This window comes from Klebsiella sp. PK18, assembly GCF_057784655.1.
This window is the reverse complement of sequence record NZ_CM173493.1, coordinates 771,437-787,967: the sequence shown is the minus strand read 5'-3', so window position 1 is coordinate 787,967 and position 16,531 is coordinate 771,437. Positions and strand designations below refer to the sequence as shown.

General features: G+C 56.2%; 15 protein-coding genes. 3 read left to right on the top strand and 12 right to left on the bottom strand.

What is annotated here, in order from left to right:
- Positions 1–36: 36 nt before the first annotated feature.
- The 7 genes from AC3EMD_RS03920 to tkt form a co-directional block, all read right to left on the bottom strand.
- Complete coding sequence (locus AC3EMD_RS03920) at positions 37–804, bottom strand: oxidative stress defense protein (protein ID WP_012967233.1); 768 nt, start codon at positions 802–804, stop codon at positions 37–39.
- Between the two features lie 89 nt (positions 805–893).
- Complete coding sequence (gene argO / locus AC3EMD_RS03915; RefSeq protein ID WP_008806450.1) at positions 894–1,529, bottom strand: arginine exporter ArgO; 636 nt, start codon at positions 1,527–1,529, stop codon at positions 894–896.
- A gap of 151 nt (positions 1,530–1,680) precedes the next feature.
- Complete coding sequence (locus tag AC3EMD_RS03910) at positions 1,681–2,538, bottom strand: small-conductance mechanosensitive channel MscS (RefSeq protein ID WP_012967232.1); 858 nt, start codon at positions 2,536–2,538, stop codon at positions 1,681–1,683.
- A gap of 191 nt (positions 2,539–2,729) precedes the next feature.
- Positions 2,730–3,809, bottom strand: coding sequence for a class II fructose-bisphosphate aldolase (gene fbaA, locus AC3EMD_RS03905; RefSeq protein WP_008806452.1), 1,080 nt, complete (start codon positions 3,807–3,809; stop codon positions 2,730–2,732).
- A gap of 97 nt (positions 3,810–3,906) precedes the next feature.
- A complete protein-coding gene (pgk, locus tag AC3EMD_RS03900; RefSeq protein WP_008806453.1) occupies positions 3,907–5,070 on the bottom strand; it encodes a phosphoglycerate kinase in 1,164 nt (387 codons plus the stop codon).
- Between the two features lie 39 nt (positions 5,071–5,109).
- Positions 5,110–6,138, bottom strand: coding sequence for an erythrose-4-phosphate dehydrogenase (epd, locus tag AC3EMD_RS03895; RefSeq protein ID WP_004205289.1), 1,029 nt, complete (start codon positions 6,136–6,138; stop codon positions 5,110–5,112).
- A gap of 384 nt (positions 6,139–6,522) precedes the next feature.
- Positions 6,523–8,514, bottom strand: a complete 1,992-nt coding sequence (tkt, locus tag AC3EMD_RS03890; RefSeq protein ID WP_012540573.1) for a transketolase — start codon at positions 8,512–8,514, stop codon at positions 6,523–6,525.
- A 280-nt stretch (positions 8,515–8,794) separates the two neighbouring features.
- Here tkt and loiP point away from each other — a divergent pair, with 280 nt between their 5' ends.
- A complete protein-coding gene (gene loiP / locus AC3EMD_RS03885) occupies positions 8,795–9,553 on the top strand; it encodes a metalloprotease LoiP (protein WP_012540572.1) in 759 nt (252 codons plus the stop codon).
- 377 nt (positions 9,554–9,930) lie between these two features.
- Positions 9,931–11,199 (top strand): OprD family outer membrane porin, encoded by a 1,269-nt coding sequence (locus AC3EMD_RS03880; RefSeq protein WP_008806455.1) that lies wholly within the window; start codon positions 9,931–9,933, stop codon positions 11,197–11,199.
- Positions 11,200–11,330: 131 nt separating this feature from the next.
- Here the strand turns inward: AC3EMD_RS03880 and speB are convergent, their stop codons facing one another.
- The 5 genes from speB to AC3EMD_RS03855 form a co-directional block, all read right to left on the bottom strand.
- Positions 11,331–12,251 (bottom strand): agmatinase, encoded by a 921-nt coding sequence (speB, locus tag AC3EMD_RS03875; RefSeq protein ID WP_002916572.1) that lies wholly within the window; start codon positions 12,249–12,251, stop codon positions 11,331–11,333.
- Between the two features lie 233 nt (positions 12,252–12,484).
- Positions 12,485–14,461 carry a biosynthetic arginine decarboxylase gene (gene speA, locus AC3EMD_RS03870; RefSeq protein WP_008806456.1) on the bottom strand — a complete coding sequence of 659 codons (1,977 nt, stop codon included), beginning with the start codon at positions 14,459–14,461 and terminating at the stop codon, positions 12,485–12,487.
- A gap of 8 nt (positions 14,462–14,469) precedes the next feature.
- The gene (gene yqgB / locus AC3EMD_RS03865) at positions 14,470–14,601 is read right to left on the bottom strand and encodes an acid stress response protein YqgB (RefSeq protein WP_002916578.1); all 132 of its coding nucleotides are present in this window, start codon (positions 14,599–14,601) and stop codon (positions 14,470–14,472) included.
- An 84-nt stretch (positions 14,602–14,685) separates the two neighbouring features.
- Positions 14,686–14,835 carry a hypothetical protein gene (locus AC3EMD_RS03860; protein ID WP_418268773.1) on the bottom strand — a complete coding sequence of 50 codons (150 nt, stop codon included), beginning with the start codon at positions 14,833–14,835 and terminating at the stop codon, positions 14,686–14,688.
- A gap of 53 nt (positions 14,836–14,888) precedes the next feature.
- Positions 14,889–15,164 carry a hypothetical protein gene (locus tag AC3EMD_RS03855; RefSeq protein WP_136047534.1) on the bottom strand — a complete coding sequence of 92 codons (276 nt, stop codon included), beginning with the start codon at positions 15,162–15,164 and terminating at the stop codon, positions 14,889–14,891.
- 138 nt (positions 15,165–15,302) lie between these two features.
- On the opposite strand from AC3EMD_RS03855, the gene metK reads away from it, so the two are divergent.
- Entirely contained in the window at positions 15,303–16,457 is a 1,155-nt protein-coding gene (metK, locus tag AC3EMD_RS03850) for a methionine adenosyltransferase (protein ID WP_008806457.1), read from the top strand.
- The last annotated feature ends 74 nt before the right edge of the window (positions 16,458–16,531 follow it).

The following is a 16,531-nucleotide window of genomic DNA, read 5'->3' as shown; positions in this document are numbered from 1 at the left end:
GCCACTTCCCGGAAGTGGCTTTTTTGTTTCTATCGCTTACTGCGCTGGTTTCGGCTCTTCCGCCGGTTTCGCCGGCGCGGCTGGCGCGGCGGCCTGAGCTGGCTGCAGCTCAAAGACCACGTCAACCTGGTCGTCAAACTGGATAGTCGCCTGCTCGTAGGTTTCCTGGGCTGAAACCGGCGCAGCGTCAGCGGCCTTCATCATACGCACCATCGGGCTCGGCTGATAGTTGGAGACGTGGTAGCGCACGCTGTAGACCGGCCCCAGCTTGCTGTGGAAGCCAGCCGCCAGCTCCTGTGCCTGATGCACCGCGTCATCGATCGCCGCTTTACGTGCCTTATCCTTGTAGGCATCCGGTTGCGCAACGCCCAGCGAAACGGAGCGGATTTCGTTCAGTCCCGCCTTCAGCGCGCCGTCCAGCAGGCCGTTAAGTTTATCCAGCTGGCGCAACGTCACTTCCACGGTGCGCACCGCCCGATAGCCTTTGAGAATGCTTTTCCCGTTCTGATAGTCATAATCAGGCTGGGTACGCAGATTCGCAGAGCTAATGTCTTTTTTCGCGATACCGCTCTTTTCAAGGAAAGAGAGATACTGCGCGACGCGATCGTCTGCCTGCTTTTTCGCCGATGCGGCATCTTTCGCCGCGACGTTCACTTCGATCGCCAGGGTGGCAATATCCGGAACCGCGGCAACGCTTGCTGTGCCTGAAGTCACAATGTGCGGACCGTCTGGCAATTCGTTTGCCTGTGCCGCCATTGTGCTAAATCCGAGTGCTGCCGCCAGGGCTAAGACTTTTAACTTCACTGTCGTTTCTCCATGTTACTTAAATCGCCCTTACGGGACGCATGCCAGCAAGCTTAGCGCGTACAGCAGGAAAGTCCATCGGACAACGCTTAGTTGAGCAACGCCAGGATATGGCCAACGCCCTCTTTTGCCAGCTGAAACGCAATAAACCACATGACGGCGCCGACCACAATATTGATGATCCGCTGGGCTTTGGCGGTACGCAGCCGCGGCGCCAGCCAGGCGGCTAACAGCGCCAGGCCAAAGAACCACAGGAAAGAGGCGCTAATGGTCCCCAGCGCAAACCAGCGCTTCGGCTCCACCGCCAGCTGCCCTCCCAGGCTGCCCAGCACCACAAAGGTATCCAGGTAAACATGCGGGTTCAGCCAGGTGACCGCCAGCATAGTTATAATGATTTTCCAGCGCCCCTGCTGCATCACCTCGGCGCTGGCGAGCTCAAGATTCTGACTGAACGCCGTTTTCAGTGCGCCGAAGCCATACCACAACAAAAAGGCCACGCCGCCCCAGGTCACTATCGCCAGCAACCATGGGGATTGCATCAGCAGCGCGCTACCGCCAAAAATACCGGCGCAGATCAACAGCAGGTCGCTGACCGCGCACAGCAGGGCAATCATCAGGTGATACTGACGACGGATCCCCTGATTCATCACAAAAGCATTTTGCGGGCCAAGCGGCAAAATCATTGCCGCTCCCAGGGCAAGGCCCTGAAAGTAATAGGTAAACATAAGGATTTTTCCGCTGTGTTCGAGAGTGGCGCTGACTATAACGCGAATGGATTATTAGCGGAAATTGAAAGTATTAATCATTAATAAGCTAAGCTAATAGTGAGCCATTAAAAAAGGCCGGCATGGCCGGCCTGACTCTGTCAGTGATGATTTACTCTGCTTTTTCCGGCAGTTGTACCACATGAACATCCATCTGCGGATACGGGAAACTGATGCCGTTAGCGTCGAAATCACGCTTAATACGCTCCAGCACGTCCCAGTAGACGTTTTGCAGATCGCTGCTTTTGCTCCACACGCGAACCACGAAGTTCACCGATGAGGCGCCAAGTTCGTTCAGGCGTACGGTCATTTCGCGATCGCGCAGAATACGATCGTCAGATTCGATAATCGAGGTCAGCAGCTGCTTCACCTTGTCGATATCGGCATCGTAGGATACGCCAATGATAAATTCATTGCGGCGCGCCGGTTCGCGGGAGAAGTTAATGATGTTGCCGGCGATGATTTTGCCATTCGGCACCACCACGATTTTGCCGTCTGCGGTACGCAGGGTGGTGGAGAAAATCTGCACGTTCTGCACGGTGCCGGCGATACCGCCGAGATCGACATATTCACCCGCGCGGAACGGGCGGAACATCACCAGTAGTACGCCTGCGGCAAGGTTCGACAGCGATCCCTGCAGTGCTAAACCCACCGCCAAACCGGCGGCACCCAGCACAGCAATGACCGAGGCGGTCTGCACGCCTACCCGGCCCAGGGCGGCAATCAGGGTGAAGGCGATAACCGCGTAACGCACCAGCGCCGAGAGAAAATCAGCAACGGTGGCATCAATCTTACGCGCCAGCATCAGGCGGTTGACGGTGTTAGAGACGATGCGCGCCACGATCATCCCGATGACCAGGATAACGATCGCCGCCACGATGTTGACGGCATAGCTCAGCAGCAGCTCCTGGTTGCGTGCCAGCCACGTCCCGGCGTTGTTGATGCTATCGACAACGTTCAAATCTTCCATTTAACATTCCTTATGAATCCCCGAACGGGGAAGTAAATAACTCAGCCTGCAACAGGGCAGTCAGGTTATAGGGTAAACAATAAGTGCACGTTTTGCCAAATGGATCACAGTTTTCCTGCACGCTATCCTGTTGTTAAAGTAATAAAAAAGCCCGCATTGCTGCGGGCTTCAGGGTAAGAAACAGATTTTTCTTACAGAACGTCGATCGCGTTCAGCTCTTTAAATGCCTGCTCCAGACGGGTCACCATGGAAGTCTGTGCAGCACGCAGCCATACGCGCGGATCGTAGTATTTCTTGTTCGGCTGGTCTTCGCCTTTCGGGTTGCCCAGCTGGCCCTGCAGGTAAGCTTCGTTAGTTTTGTAGTACTGCAGGATACCGTCCCAGGTCGCCCATTGGGTGTCGGTATCGATGTTCATTTTCACTACGCCGTAGCTGACGGAGTCTTTGATTTCCTGAGCGGAAGAACCGGAACCGCCGTGGAAGACGAAGTTCAGGCTGTTGTGCGGCAGGTTGTGTTTCTTGGAAACATATTCCTGAGAGTCGCGCAGGATGGTCGGAGTCAGAACCACGTTACCCGGTTTGTACACGCCGTGTACGTTACCGAAGGAAGCGGCAATGGTGAAGCGCGGGCTGATTTTGCTCAGCTCGGTGTAGGCGTAATCCACGTCTTCCGGCTGAGTGTACAGGGCGGAAGCGTCCATGTGGCTGTTGTCCACGCCGTCTTCTTCGCCACCGGTGCAACCCAGTTCGATTTCCAGGGTCATGTCCATTTTGGCCATGCGCGCCAGGTATTTAGAGCAGATTTCGATGTTTTCGTGCAGGGACTCTTCAGACAGGTCGATCATGTGAGAAGAGAACAGCGGTTTACCGGTAGCAGCGAAGTGTTTTTCACCGGCGTCCAGCAGACCGTCGATCCACGGCAGCAGTTTCTTCGCGCAGTGGTCAGTGTGCAGGATAACCGGCACGCCGTAGTGCTCAGCCATCTGGTGCACGTGGTGCGCACCAGAGATAGCGCCGAGGATAGCAGCACCCTGAGGAACGTCAGTTTTCACGCCTTTACCTGCGATGAACGCGGCGCCGCCGTTAGAGAACTGAACGATAACCGGAGAGCGAACTTTCGCAGCAGCTTCCAGAACGGCGTTGATGGAGTCAGTACCTACGCAGTTTACCGCCGGCAGTGCAAAGTTGTTTTCTTTCGCTACCTGGAACACTTTCTGAACGTCGTCGCCAGTGATGACGCCCGGTTTTACGAAATCAAAAATTTTAGACATGTTACTTAGTCCTGTATCTGTATCTTCGACCGTTGAAGAAGGTTCGCGAGCCCTTAAGCGCGCTGAAAAACAGGCGGGTTTCCCCGCCTGAACTGAATTACTGCTTAGCGCGCTCTTCGAGCATCGCTACTGCCGGCAGGACTTTGCCTTCGACGAATTCAAGGAATGCGCCGCCGCCAGTGGAGATGTAGGAGATTTTGTCAGCGATGCCGAACAGGTCGATCGCTGCCAGGGTGTCACCGCCGCCGGCGATGGAGAAACCTTCGCTGTCCGCGATAGCGTTAGCCACGATTTCAGTCCCTTTACGGAAGTTCGGGAATTCGAATACGCCAACCGGGCCGTTCCACAGGATGGTTTTGGCGTTTTTCAGGATGTCGGCCAGTTTCTGTGCGGAAACGTCGCCAAGGTCCAGAATCTGCTCGTCATCTTTGATGTCGTTGACAGATTTCAGGGTTGCCGTTGCGGTTTCGGAGAACTCGGTCGCGACGCGAACGTCAGTCGGAACCGGGATATCACAGGTGCTCAGCAGGCGCTTAGCTTCATCAACCAGGTCTGCTTCGTACAGGGATTTACCGACGTTGTGGCCCTGGGCAGCAACGAAGGTGTTGGCGATACCGCCGCCGACGATCAGCTGGTCAGCGATTTTAGACAGGGAATCCAGCACGGTCAGTTTGGTGGACACTTTAGAACCGCCCACGATAGCGACCATCGGACGAGCCGGCTCTTTCAGCGCTTTACCCAGCGCGTCCAGTTCAGCGGCCAGCAGCGGGCCTGCGCACGCCACGTCAGCAAATTTGCCGATGCCGTGGGTGGAAGCCTGCGCGCGGTGCGCAGTACCGAAAGCATCCATCACGAACACGTCGCACAGCGCGGCGTATTTTTTGGACAGCGCTTCGTCGTCTTTTTTCTCGCCTTTGTTGAAGCGAACGTTTTCCAGAACCACCAGCTCACCGGCAGCCACTTCCACGCCATCCAGGTAGTCTTTAACCAGACGTACCGGGTTGGACAGTTTGTCTTTCAGGTAATTAACAACCGGCAGCAGAGAGAATTCTTCGTTGTACTCGCCTTCGGTCGGACGACCCAGGTGAGAAGTAACCATGACTTTCGCGCCCTGCTTCAGCGCCAGTTCAATGGTCGGCAGAGATGCACGGATACGTGCGTCGCTGGTTACTTTCCCGTCTTTAACTGGTACGTTCAGATCCGCACGGATAAAAACGCGTTTACCAGCCAGATCCAGATCGGTCATCTTAATTACAGACATGGTGAATCCTCTCGTTGATTCATAAAGTTTTGTCGACGTTTATGCGTCGAACCTGAAACCAATAGCCGCCATCGCTAACGTCGTGTCGAGCATTCGGTTAGCAAAGCCCCATTCGTTATCGCACCAGACCAGCGTTTTGATCAGATGCGCGCCACTGACCCGGGTTTGCGTGCCATCAACAATAGCACTGTGCGGATCGTGGTTAAAATCTGTCGAGACCAACGGTAATTCCGTATAGTCAACTATACCATGAAATGCACCTTGTGCTGCTTTTTGCAGCAACTGGTTGACTTCACATGCTTTTACCGGTTTTTTCACCGTCACGCTCAGGTCAATTGCCGTCACGTTTATCGTCGGTACCCGAACGGCAATCGCTTCAAAACGGTCATTAAACTGCGGGAAAATACGGGTGATCCCTGCCGCCAGTTTGGTATCCACCGGAATGATCGACTGGCTGGCCGCGCGGGTACGCCGCAGATCCGGATGGTAGGCGTCAATCACCTGCTGGTCATGCATCGCCGAATGAATGGTGGTGACGGTGCCGGACTCAATGCCATAGGCATCATCTAACAGTTTAATGATCGGAATAATGCAGTTGGTGGTGCAGGAGGCGTTGGAGACAATGCGGTGCTCGGCGCGGAGCTCATCCTGATTGACGCCATAGACCACCGTCGCGTCGAGATCGTTGCCGCCAGGATGGGAGAAGAGCACTTTCTTCGCGCCAGCCTGCAGATGGGCTTCGCCGTGTTCACGACTCCCGTATACGCCGGTGCAGTCGAGCACCACGTCTACCGCCAGCTCGCGCCACGGCAGCGCCGCAATGGTCGGCTCGTGTAGCAGGCGGATGGCATCATCGCCAACAAACAGCTGTTCGCGCTCCTGACGGACATCCCAGGCGAAGCGGCCATGGCTGGTATCATATTTCAACAAATGCGCGATCCCTGCCGCATCCGCCAGCTCATTGATTGCCACCACGGTGATTTCCGCACGACGCCCGGACTCATATAGCGCACGAACCACGTTGCGTCCAATACGACCGAAGCCATTAATCGCGATGCGAATGGTCATAGATCTCCTGCAAGGCTGACCCTTTTTTGAGGTGGCTGACAGAGTAATCCAGCAACGCTCTGAGGGGAACCTTACCAGCTGCAAACTGCGACTGATTGATTAATTGTCGAACATTTAAACGACTGAAACGCTTCAGCTAGAATAAGCGAAACAAGGAATAAAAGGAATGTTTGTCCAGCGCAATAAACCAGCTATATGACTTGTGTCACATTTCTTTTGGAATAATTCACAGGGTGGTTACATGTTCGAAGAATAGTGCATACAAAAAGCCGGGTGGCGAGGTAACAGCAAAACGGTAACCCAGGGGTTACCGTTTTTGGTGTTTGCACCCTCTCCTGTCGGAGAGGGTTGGGGTGAGGGCATCAGCCCGCACCGTACCAGCCATTACAGCAGCGCTTTCGCTTTAGCGACCACGTTGTCGACGGTGAAGCCGAACTCTTCGAACAGCTGCTCAGCCGGCGCAGACTCACCGAAGGTGGTCATGCCAACGATAGCGCCGTTCAGGCCAACGTATTTGAACCAGTAGTCCGCGATACCGGCTTCTACCGCGACGCGGGCAGAAACGGCTTTCGGCAGTACGGATTCGCGATAAGCGGCATCCTGCTTGTCGAACGCGTCGGTGGACGGCATGGAGACCACGCGCGCCTTCACGCCTTCGGCGGTCAGTTTGTCCCACGCGGCCACTGCCAGCTCCACTTCGGAACCGGTGGCGATGAAGATCAGCTCCGGCTGGCCGGCACAATCTTTCAGCACGTAACCGCCGCGAGCGACGTTTGCCAGCTGCTCTGCGGTACGCTCCTGCTGCGCCAGGTTCTGACGGGAGAGGATCAGCGCGGTCGGGCCGTCCTGACGCTCTACGCCATATTTCCACGCAATCGCGGATTCAACCTGGTCACACGGACGCCAGGTGGACATGTTCGGCGTCACGCGCAGGGAAGCCACCTGCTCTACCGGCTGGTGAGTCGGGCCATCTTCACCCAGACCGATGGAGTCGTGGGTGTAGACCATCACCTGACGCTGTTTCATCAGCGCGGCCATACGTACCGCATTACGCGCGTATTCCACGAACATCAGGAAGGTGGAGGTGTACGGCAGGAAACCGCCGTGCAGCGCGATACCGTTGGCGATAGCGGTCATACCGAATTCACGCACGCCGTAATGAATGTAGTTACCCGCGGTGTCTTCGTTGATCGGCTTAGAACCAGACCACAGGGTCAGGTTGGACGGCGCCAGGTCAGCGGAGCCGCCGAGGAATTCCGGCAGCAGCGGGCCGAAGGCTTCGATAGCATTCTGCGACGCTTTACGGCTGGCGATTTTCGCCGGGTTAGCCTGCAGCTTCGCGATGAACTCGTTAGCTTTGGCGTCGAAGTCAGACGGCATTTCACCTTTCATACGACGGGTGAATTCGGCCGCTTCCTGCGGGAAGGCTTTCGCGTAGGCAGCAAACTTCTCATTCCACGCCGCTTCTTTCGCCTGGCCGGCTTCTTTGGCATCCCACTGCGCATAGATGTCAGACGGGATGTCAAACGGCGCGTGTTTCCAGCCCAGCGCTTCGCGGGTCAGCGCGATTTCTGCGTCGCCCAGCGGTGCGCCGTGGGAGTCGTGGGTACCGGCTTTGTTCGGCGAACCAAAACCAATGATGGTTTTGCACATCAGCAGGGACGGTTTGTCGGTAACTGCACGCGCTTCTTCTACTGCGCGTTTGATGGCGTCAGCGTCGTGACCGTCAACGCCGCGTACCACGTGCCAGCCGTAGGCTTCAAAGCGTTTCGCGGTATCGTCGGTGAACCAGCCTTCAACGTGGCCGTCGATGGAGATGCCGTTGTCATCATAGAAGGCCACCAGTTTGCCCAGTTTCAGAGTACCGGCCAGGGAGCACACTTCATGAGAAATGCCTTCCATCATGCAGCCGTCGCCCATGAAGGCGTAGGTGTAGTGGTCGACGATATCGTGGCCCGGACGGTTGAACTGCGCCGCCAGAGTTTTCTCGGCAATAGCCATCCCGACCGCGTTAGCGATACCCTGGCCCAGCGGACCGGTGGTGGTTTCCACGCCCGCGGTGTAGCCGACTTCCGGGTGACCCGGGGTTTTGGAGTGCAGCTGGCGGAAGTTTTTCAGCTCTTCAATCGGCAGATCGTAGCCAGTGAGGTGCAGCAGGCTGTAAATCAGCATCGAACCATGGCCATTTGACAACACAAAACGGTCACGGTCAGCCCAGGCCGGATTGTTCGGGTTATGGTTCAGGAAATCACGCCACAGCACTTCGGCAATGTCAGCCATACCCATCGGGGCCCCCGGGTGGCCGGATTTGGCTTTCTGTACAGCGTCCATGCTCAGCGCACGAATAGCGTTAGCAAGCTCTTTACGTGAGGACATTTTGACTCCAGTTCGGACTGTTGAAGGCCATGCCCTTAACGACTTGACGAGAGCGCGTTTTGGGCTACGCCGGAAAAAAGTGTGAACAATGTAACCCAAGCGACAAGTCATGTACATGGAGCATCCTTTTGCCCTTTAAGAAATCTCTGGAACAGGTTGTGCTACCCCGGAATCCGCTCGCCCGCATCCTGCGATACTCTTTATAATTTATGCAGAATACGGTTCCCTGCCGTCGCCGTATTGTCGGATAAACAACCATAAGATTGTGGAAGATAAAAAAATGAAAATTCGCTCAACCGTACTTGCTCTTGGGATCGCAGCAACCCTCACCGGATGTCAGAACATGGACTCCAATGGTCTGCTCAGCTCAGGCGCCGAAGCCTTCCAGGCGTACTCCCTCAGCGACGCGCAGGTGAAAACCTTAAGCGACCAGGCCTGTAAAGAGATGGACGCCAAAGCGAAAATCGCCCCGGCCAGCAGTGAATACAGCCAGCGTTTGAGCAAAATCGCGACCGCGCTGGGCGATAACATCAATGGCCAGCCAGTGAACTACAAGGTCTATGAGACCAAGGATGTGAACGCCTTCGCGATGGCGAACGGCTGCATCCGCGTTTACAGCGGGCTGATGGACCTGATGAACGATAATGAAGTTGAAGCGGTTATCGGCCACGAAATGGGTCACGTTGCGCTGGGCCACGTGAAGAAAGGCATGCAGGTCGCGCTGGGGACCAACGCCGTGCGTGCGGCGGCGGCCTCCGCCGGCGGCATCGTCGGCAGCCTGTCGCAGTCGCAGCTGGGCGATTTAGGCGAAAAACTGGTGAACTCGCAGTTCTCCCAGCGTCAGGAATCGGAAGCGGATGACTACTCTTATGACCTGTTGCGTAAGCGCGGCATCAATCCGTCGGGACTGGCCACCAGCTTCGAAAAACTGGCCAAGCTGGAAGCCGGTCGTCAGAGCTCTATGTTTGACGATCACCCGGCCTCCGAAGCTCGCGCCCAGCATATTCGCGATCGCATGAAAGCCGACGGGATTAAATAATCGACAGCGGGAGGCATTATCGCCTCCCTTTTTTATATCCCTGTAAAAATATTTAGCCGCATGAATTGATAACTTAAGCGCACAAACCGTTAATTATTGCTGCACCTCGTCACAGCCAATTATTTTAAGCGCTGTCACTCAGCAAGATATTATTTGGCAAATAAAAAACAGCGTACACAATCCGCCTTTCAGAACCGCGTTCCTCCAGATAATAAATAGTCCACCCCTCTTCGCCAAACGCAGCCGGCGTGCGCCACACAGCTTGTTTCCTGGCGATACCATTGCTCACACAATGATTGCTTTCGACATTATTTCAGGAGAATATCGCGACTGCAGTGATTCCCTTGAATATATCGACAGACAGAGAAGTGCCTTCAGTGAAAAAAGAATTATCGTTAATCGCACTTGGCATTATTGCCGCCACGCCGACTTTCGCCAGCCAACAATCCGCCAGTCAGGGCTTTATTGACGACAGCCATCTGGATCTCTTTTTGCGTAACGCTTATATCAAACGTGATTATCGCGATGGGTTGCCGGATAAAGCCGAATGGGGCCAGGGGATTATCGCCACCTTCGAATCGGGCTTTACCCAGGGACCGGTCGGCTTCGGCGTGGACGGTATCGCCCAGTATGCGGTGCGCCTTGACGGCGGTCGCGGGCGCAGCGGCGCGGGTGGGATCGACTTTTTCGCCCAGGATGACGACGGCCGCGCAAAATCCGACCTCGCCAAATTCGGCGCCACCGGTAAAATGCGCTTCTCAAATACTGTGCTCAGCTACGGCAGCCAGCGGCCGATGCTGCCCATCGTCTACGCTGACGATTCACGCCTGCTGTACGAGAGCTATACCGGCACCATGCTCACCTCGCGCGAAATCGACGGCCTGGAAATTAACGCCGGTTATCTCACCGACCAGCAGCGCAAAAGCGACGACAGCCATAACAGCGGCCTGAAAAGCCTGACCTTCGGCGGGGCAAGCTACCGGTTCAACGACCAGCTCAGCGGCGCGCTGTACGCGTCACACGTCGAAGATGTGCTGAACAAACAGTATCTTGGCCTGAACTATAAGCAGCCGTTCGCCGCCAACCAACAGCTGGTTCTCGATTTCAACGGCTATAACTCACGCCTGGATCAAGAATATGCCGATGCCAATGACACCGGTCGCAGCAATAGCATCTGGAGCCTGGCCGCCAGCTACATCTGGGATATTCATACCTTTAAAGTCGCTTATCAGCAAAGCAGCGGCAGCACCGGTTACCACTACGGCGGCTACCAGAACCAGGGCGGCGTCGGCGATGGCGGGAACACCATCTGGCTGGCCAACTCCTACTGGTCTGATTTTAACGGTGAAGATGAACGCTCCTGGCAGGCATCGTACGGACTGGATTTTGCCGGGCTGGGATTACCGGGGCTGACCTGGACCACCGCCTATGTGCGCGGTGATAACATTAAAACTTCAGAGACCAGCAACGGCAAAGAACACGAATGGTTCAACCAGGTTCAATACCAGGTACAAAACGGCGTGGCGAAAGATTTGAAATTCAGACTACGCTATTCGGTGCTGCGCGTTTCCAGCAACGCCAGCGACTATAACGTCAGCGGGAATGAAGTCCGGTTCTACGTCGAATATCCGTTTAACGTGTTTTGACGCGATAATGACCCCTATCCTGCGCGCCGGCCCTCTCCCGGCGCACAGGAGCACTCGCCCGGCGCCTTGATAACCCCTCTGTGCCGCGCGCAACCCTCTCCCGGGAAGGGAGAGGGTCGGGGTTACCCGGCTTATTCGCCCTTCTTCGCCGCCTGGATGTAGAGCATTTCCAGAGCGAGAGTCGCCGCCGCCAGAGCGGTAATTTCGGACTGATCGTAGGCCGGAGCGACTTCCACTACGTCCATCCCCACGATGTTCAGATCCTTCAGGCCACGCACCAGTTTGATCGCCCGGTCTGAGGTCAATCCGCCGATAACCGGGGTCCCGGTGCCTGGCGCAAACGCCGGATCCAGACAGTCGATATCAAAGGTCAGGTACACCGGCATGTCGCCGACGATCTGCTTCACCTGGGCAATGACGTCATCAACGCTGCGGTCGTTAACCTGGCCGGCGTCCAGCACCGTAAAGCCATTATCTTTGTCGAACTCGGTACGGATACCAATCTGCACGGAGTGGTTCGGATCGATAAGCCCTTCGTTCGGCGCGGTGTAGAACATGGTGCCGTGGTCGAACTCGCAGCCGTTGGCGTAAGTGTCGGTGTGGGCATCGAAGTGCACCAGCGCCATTTTACCGAAGTGCTTAGCATGGGCGCGCAGCAGCGGCAGGGTAACAAAGTGGTCACCGCCGAAGGAGAGCATGCGCTTGCCCGCCGCCAGCAGCTTCTCGGCGTGAGCCTGCAGCTTCTCGCTCATTTCGCGCGCGTCGCCGAAGGCGTACACCAGATCGCCGCAGTCCACCACGTTCAGGCGTTCGCGCATGTCAAAGTTCCACGGGAAACGGTTGTGCTCCCAGGCGAGGTTAGTGGAAACCTGACGGATAGCCGCCGGGCCATGACGGCCACCCGCGCGCCCGGAGGTCGCCATATCGAACGGCACGCCGGTGATGACCCAGTCCGCATCGCTTTCATACGGCATGAAGTTCATTGGCAAACGCAGAAAGCCAAAGGCATTGGATACCAGGGAGTTATCGTATTGATGACCTAAAGTGCTCATGGATATGACCTCTTTTCGCAGTCGTGGAACGTAAAAAATAAGTATAAAAAAACCCCTCCGCGTCGTTAGGCCCGACGAGGAAGGGTTTGATAGATAAATCGCTTATTGGCGTGAATTATCGCCGGTAATGCATACGGGTTCAAGTAAGTATCGCATTCCGCCGGATGACGGCTTCGCCTTATCCGGCCTACCTTCGCAGGCCCGGTAAGCGCTACGCCACCGGGCATCAATGGTTACTCGTCTTCCAGATAAGTATAGCCGTACAGTCCCGCCTCAAACTCTTCGAGGAACTGCTGCTGCAGCGCGTCGTCCAGGCCGGTATTTTTCACCTGATCGCGGAACTGGGTCAGCAGCGTGTTCGGATCCAGCTGCACATACTGCAGCATATCCGCCACGGTATCGCCCTCGTCGGACAGCTCAACCTCAACGCTGCCGTCAGGGAAGACGAACACGTCCACCGCCTCGGTATCGCCAAACAGGTTATGCATGTTGCCAAGGATCTCCTGATAGGCGCCGACCATAAAGAAGCCCAGCATCGGCGGGTTCTCCGGGTCGTACTCCGGCATCGGCATGGTGGTGGCGATCCCGTCGCCGTCCACGTAGTGATCGATGGCGCCATCGGAGTCGCAGGTGATGTCCAGCAGCACCGCACGGCGCTCCGGCGACTTGTTCAGCCCTTCCAGCGGCATCACCGGGAACAGCTGATCGATCCCCCAGGCATCCGGCATCGACTGGAACAGCGAGAAGTTGACGTAGATTTTATCCGCCATCCGCTCCTGCAGCTCATCGATGATGGGACGATGCGCGCGGTTGCTCGGGTCGAGCTGCTTCTGCACTTCATGACACATGTTCAGATACAGCTGCTCGGCCCAGGCGCGCTCCTGCAGGTTGAAGGTGCCAGAGGAGTAGCCGATATGGATATCGTGCAGGTCCATCTGGCTGTCGTGCAGCCATTCGCGCAGCGAGCGGCGGTTGCCGGTCTCGTGCATCTCCAGCCAGGTTTCCCACATGCTCTGTAGCGGACGCGCGGCGTCTTCCGCCGGCGGGGTCGCCTCAGTGTATTCGTTACGCTCCACGCCGATGATGTTGGAAACCAGCACGGTATGGTGCGCGGTCACCGCGCGGCCGGATTCGGTGATCACCGTCGGGTGCGGCAGGCCGTTCTCTTCGCAGGCATCGCCGATCGCCCAGATGATGTTGTTGGCGTATTCGTTCAGACCGTAGTTCACCGAGCAGTCAGACTGCGAGCGGGTCCCTTCATAGTCCACGCCCAGACCGCCGCCGACGTCAAAGCACTGAATGTTGACGCCCAGCTTATGCAGTTCGACGTAGAAACGCGCGGATTCACGCACGCCGGTGGCGATATCGCGAATATTGGCCATCTGCGAACCGAGGTGGAAGTGCAGCAGTTGCAGGCTCTCAAGGTGCCCTGCGGCACGCAGGATCTCGACCAGCTGTAGTACCTGGGTCGCCGCGAGGCCAAACTTGGACTTCTCTCCGCCGGAGGATTGCCATTTGCCGGAGCCCTGCGAGGCCAGACGCGCACGCACGCCAAGGCGCGGCACCACGTTCAGGCGCTCGGCCTCTTCCAGCACGATGGCGATTTCCGACATCTTCTCGATGACCAGATAGACCTTGTGGCCCATCTTCTCGCCCACCAGGGCCAGACGGATGTATTCGCGGTCTTTATAGCCGTTACAGACGATGACGCTGCGGGTCATCCCGGCGTGCGCCAGCACGGCCATCAGTTCGGCTTTCGAACCGGCTTCCAGTCCCAGCGGCTCGCCGGAATGGATCAGCGATTCAATTACGCGACGGTGCTGGTTAACCTTAATCGGGTAGACAAGGAAGTAATCGCCATTATAACCGTATGATTCACGCGCGCGTTTGAAGGCGGCGTTGATCGAGCGCAAGCGGTGCTGCAGGATCTGCGGGAAGCAGAACAGCGCCGGCAAACGTTGCCCTTGCGCCTCGCGGGCTTTGACTAATTCCGCGAGGTCCACGCGCGCTTCCGGGACGTCCGGATCCGGGCAAACGCTGATGTGGCCCAGTTCGTTGACGTCATAATAGTTATTGCCCCACCAGGCAATATTATAAGTACGCAGCATCTTGCTGGCTTCCTGGGAGCTCATCGCTACCTCCTGCATGGAACGTAGTACACCGTGTTCGCCTGCTGACGAAGGCGAAACCATAGACATGTCGTCAGACATAGCGAACCTCAATTTTTAATAATAAGTGTAAGACAGTTAACTACTATCGCAGTCCAAAGATGCGATAACAACCCATGAACAGTCCTAAAGCCCAGCACTATCTGCTGGTTTTGCGACTGCGCGACCGGTTTCTTATTCATATCATCGTAAAACACGTAGCCGAACAGAGTATGACAGTCCGGAGAAACCACGAGAAAACTCTTGCCTGGCAAGAGCGCCCTTGTTCAGTTTTCTAACGACCGACCGGCCCTGGAATCCTGAGAAGCGCCGAGATGGGGTGAACATCGGCTGGTTTGCATGAGAGAGATGCAGGTTGCGGAGTGCTGACGCGCGACAGAACGACGCGACGAATCAAGCGAAAAACATTGGTTCATTATCTGGTATCACCTCCACACCGCCCTGCGACAGGGTCGGCGACAAGCCAAAGCTATACATACCGGGCAACAGGCGCTACGCCGCTGCGAGATTCTGTAAATACAGACTGCTTAACCCGGCTGGAAGTGGCACCACAGGGCGATGCCCCGTGCGCTTTTTTAATGAGCCGCGCGCGGCGTTTTATACCGAGAAGCAGGGTAAAAAGCAAAATAAAAATGTGTGCGTTTGCGCGGTTGTCAGGAAAATTTGCCAGGCGGGTTTTCCCATAAATGCGACCGCCATCAAAAAAGGCTGGAAATGGGCTCAAGAATTGACCTAAAATAGCCATCCAGAAGTTAATCCGTCTATACTGATTAACACTCAGACTGCTCGTGTCGCTACCTGCGCGGCTTTGCGCTGATTATCCACCAAAGCCACATTACACAACAGTATGAGCTATCCGAATCGTCCACAGGTGAAATAAAATATGGCAAAACACCTTTTTACGTCTGAGTCCGTATCAGAAGGGCATCCTGACAAAATTGCTGACCAAATCTCTGATGCCGTGCTGGATGCGATCCTCGAGCAGGATCCGAAAGCGCGTGTCGCATGTGAAACCTATGTCAAAACCGGCATGGTGCTGGTAGGCGGCGAAATCACCACCAGCGCATGGGTTGATATCGAAGAGATCACCCGCAACACCGTCCGCGAAATTGGCTACGTGCATTCCGATATGGGCTTTGACGCCAACTCGTGTGCCGTTCTGAGCGCCATTGGTAAACAGTCTCCGGACATCAACCAGGGCGTCGACCGTGCCGACCCGCTGGAACAGGGCGCAGGCGACCAGGGTTTGATGTTTGGCTATGCGACCAACGAAACCGACGTGCTGATGCCGGCGCCGGTGACCTATGCTCACCGTCTGGTGCAGCGCCAGGCTGAAGTGCGTAAAAACGGCACCCTGCCGTGGCTGCGTCCGGATGCGAAAAGCCAGGTGACCTTCCAGTATGACGACGGCAAAATCGTCGGCATCGATGCGGTGGTTCTGTCCACGCAGCACGCGGAAGACATCGACCAGAAATCCCTGCAGGAAGCGGTGATGGAAGAGATCATCAAGCCGACCCTGCCGACCGAATGGCTGAACGCTTCGACCAAATTCTTCATCAACCCGACCGGACGTTTCGTTATCGGCGGCCCGATGGGCGACTGCGGTCTGACCGGTCGTAAGATCATCGTTGATACCTACGGCGGCATGGCTCGTCACGGCGGCGGCGCGTTCTCCGGTAAAGATCCGTCTAAAGTTGACCGTTCCGCAGCCTACGCGGCACGCTATGTGGCGAAAAACATCGTTGCCGCGGGCCTGGCCGATCGTTGTGAAATTCAGGTCTCCTACGCTATCGGCGTCGCTGAACCGACTTCGATCATGGTGGAAACCTTCGGCACCGAGAAAGTGCCTTCTGAACAGCTGACCCTGCTGGTGCGCGAGTTCTTCGACCTGCGTCCGTACGGCCTGATTCAGATGCTGGACCTGCTGCACCCGATCTACAAAGAAACCGCGGCTTACGGTCACTTTGGTCGCGAGCATTTCCCATGGGAAAAAACCGACAAAGCGGCTCTGCTGCGCGAAGCGGCCGGTCTGAAATAACCCCTGCTTCCTCTCTTCAAGGCCAGCCTCGCGCTGGCCTTTTTGTTTCCGTCTCCCTCCCCCCTGCGCTTCGC

Excerpts from the sequence above, each read along its gene's own strand:
- argO (WP_008806450.1), bottom strand. The coding sequence starts at position 1,529 with ATGTTTACCTATTACTTTCAGGGCCTTGCCCTGGGAGCGGCAATGATT.
- AC3EMD_RS03910 (WP_012967232.1), bottom strand. The coding sequence starts at position 2,538 with ATGGAAGATTTGAACGTTGTCGATAGCATCAACAACGCCGGGACGTGG.
- fbaA (WP_008806452.1), bottom strand. The coding sequence starts at position 3,809 with ATGTCTAAAATTTTTGATTTCGTAAAACCGGGCGTCATCACTGGCGAC.
- pgk (WP_008806453.1), bottom strand. The coding sequence starts at position 5,070 with ATGTCTGTAATTAAGATGACCGATCTGGATCTGGCTGGTAAACGCGTT.
- epd (WP_004205289.1), bottom strand. The coding sequence starts at position 6,138 with ATGACCATTCGCATCGCGATTAATGGCTTCGGTCGTATTGGACGCAAC.
- tkt (WP_012540573.1), bottom strand. The coding sequence starts at position 8,514 with ATGTCCTCACGTAAAGAGCTTGCTAACGCTATTCGTGCGCTGAGCATG.
- loiP (WP_012540572.1), top strand. The coding sequence starts at position 8,795 with ATGAAAATTCGCTCAACCGTACTTGCTCTTGGGATCGCAGCAACCCTC.
- speB (WP_002916572.1), bottom strand. The coding sequence starts at position 12,251 with ATGAGCACTTTAGGTCATCAATACGATAACTCCCTGGTATCCAATGCC.
- speA (WP_008806456.1), bottom strand. The coding sequence starts at position 14,461 with ATGTCTGACGACATGTCTATGGTTTCGCCTTCGTCAGCAGGCGAACAC.
- yqgB (WP_002916578.1), bottom strand. The coding sequence starts at position 14,601 with ATGAATAAGAAACCGGTCGCGCAGTCGCAAAACCAGCAGATAGTGCTG.
- AC3EMD_RS03860 (WP_418268773.1), bottom strand. The coding sequence starts at position 14,835 with ATGAACCAATGTTTTTCGCTTGATTCGTCGCGTCGTTCTGTCGCGCGT.
- AC3EMD_RS03855 (WP_136047534.1), bottom strand. The coding sequence starts at position 15,164 with ATGGCTATTTTAGGTCAATTCTTGAGCCCATTTCCAGCCTTTTTTGAT.
- metK (WP_008806457.1), top strand. The coding sequence starts at position 15,303 with ATGGCAAAACACCTTTTTACGTCTGAGTCCGTATCAGAAGGGCATCCT.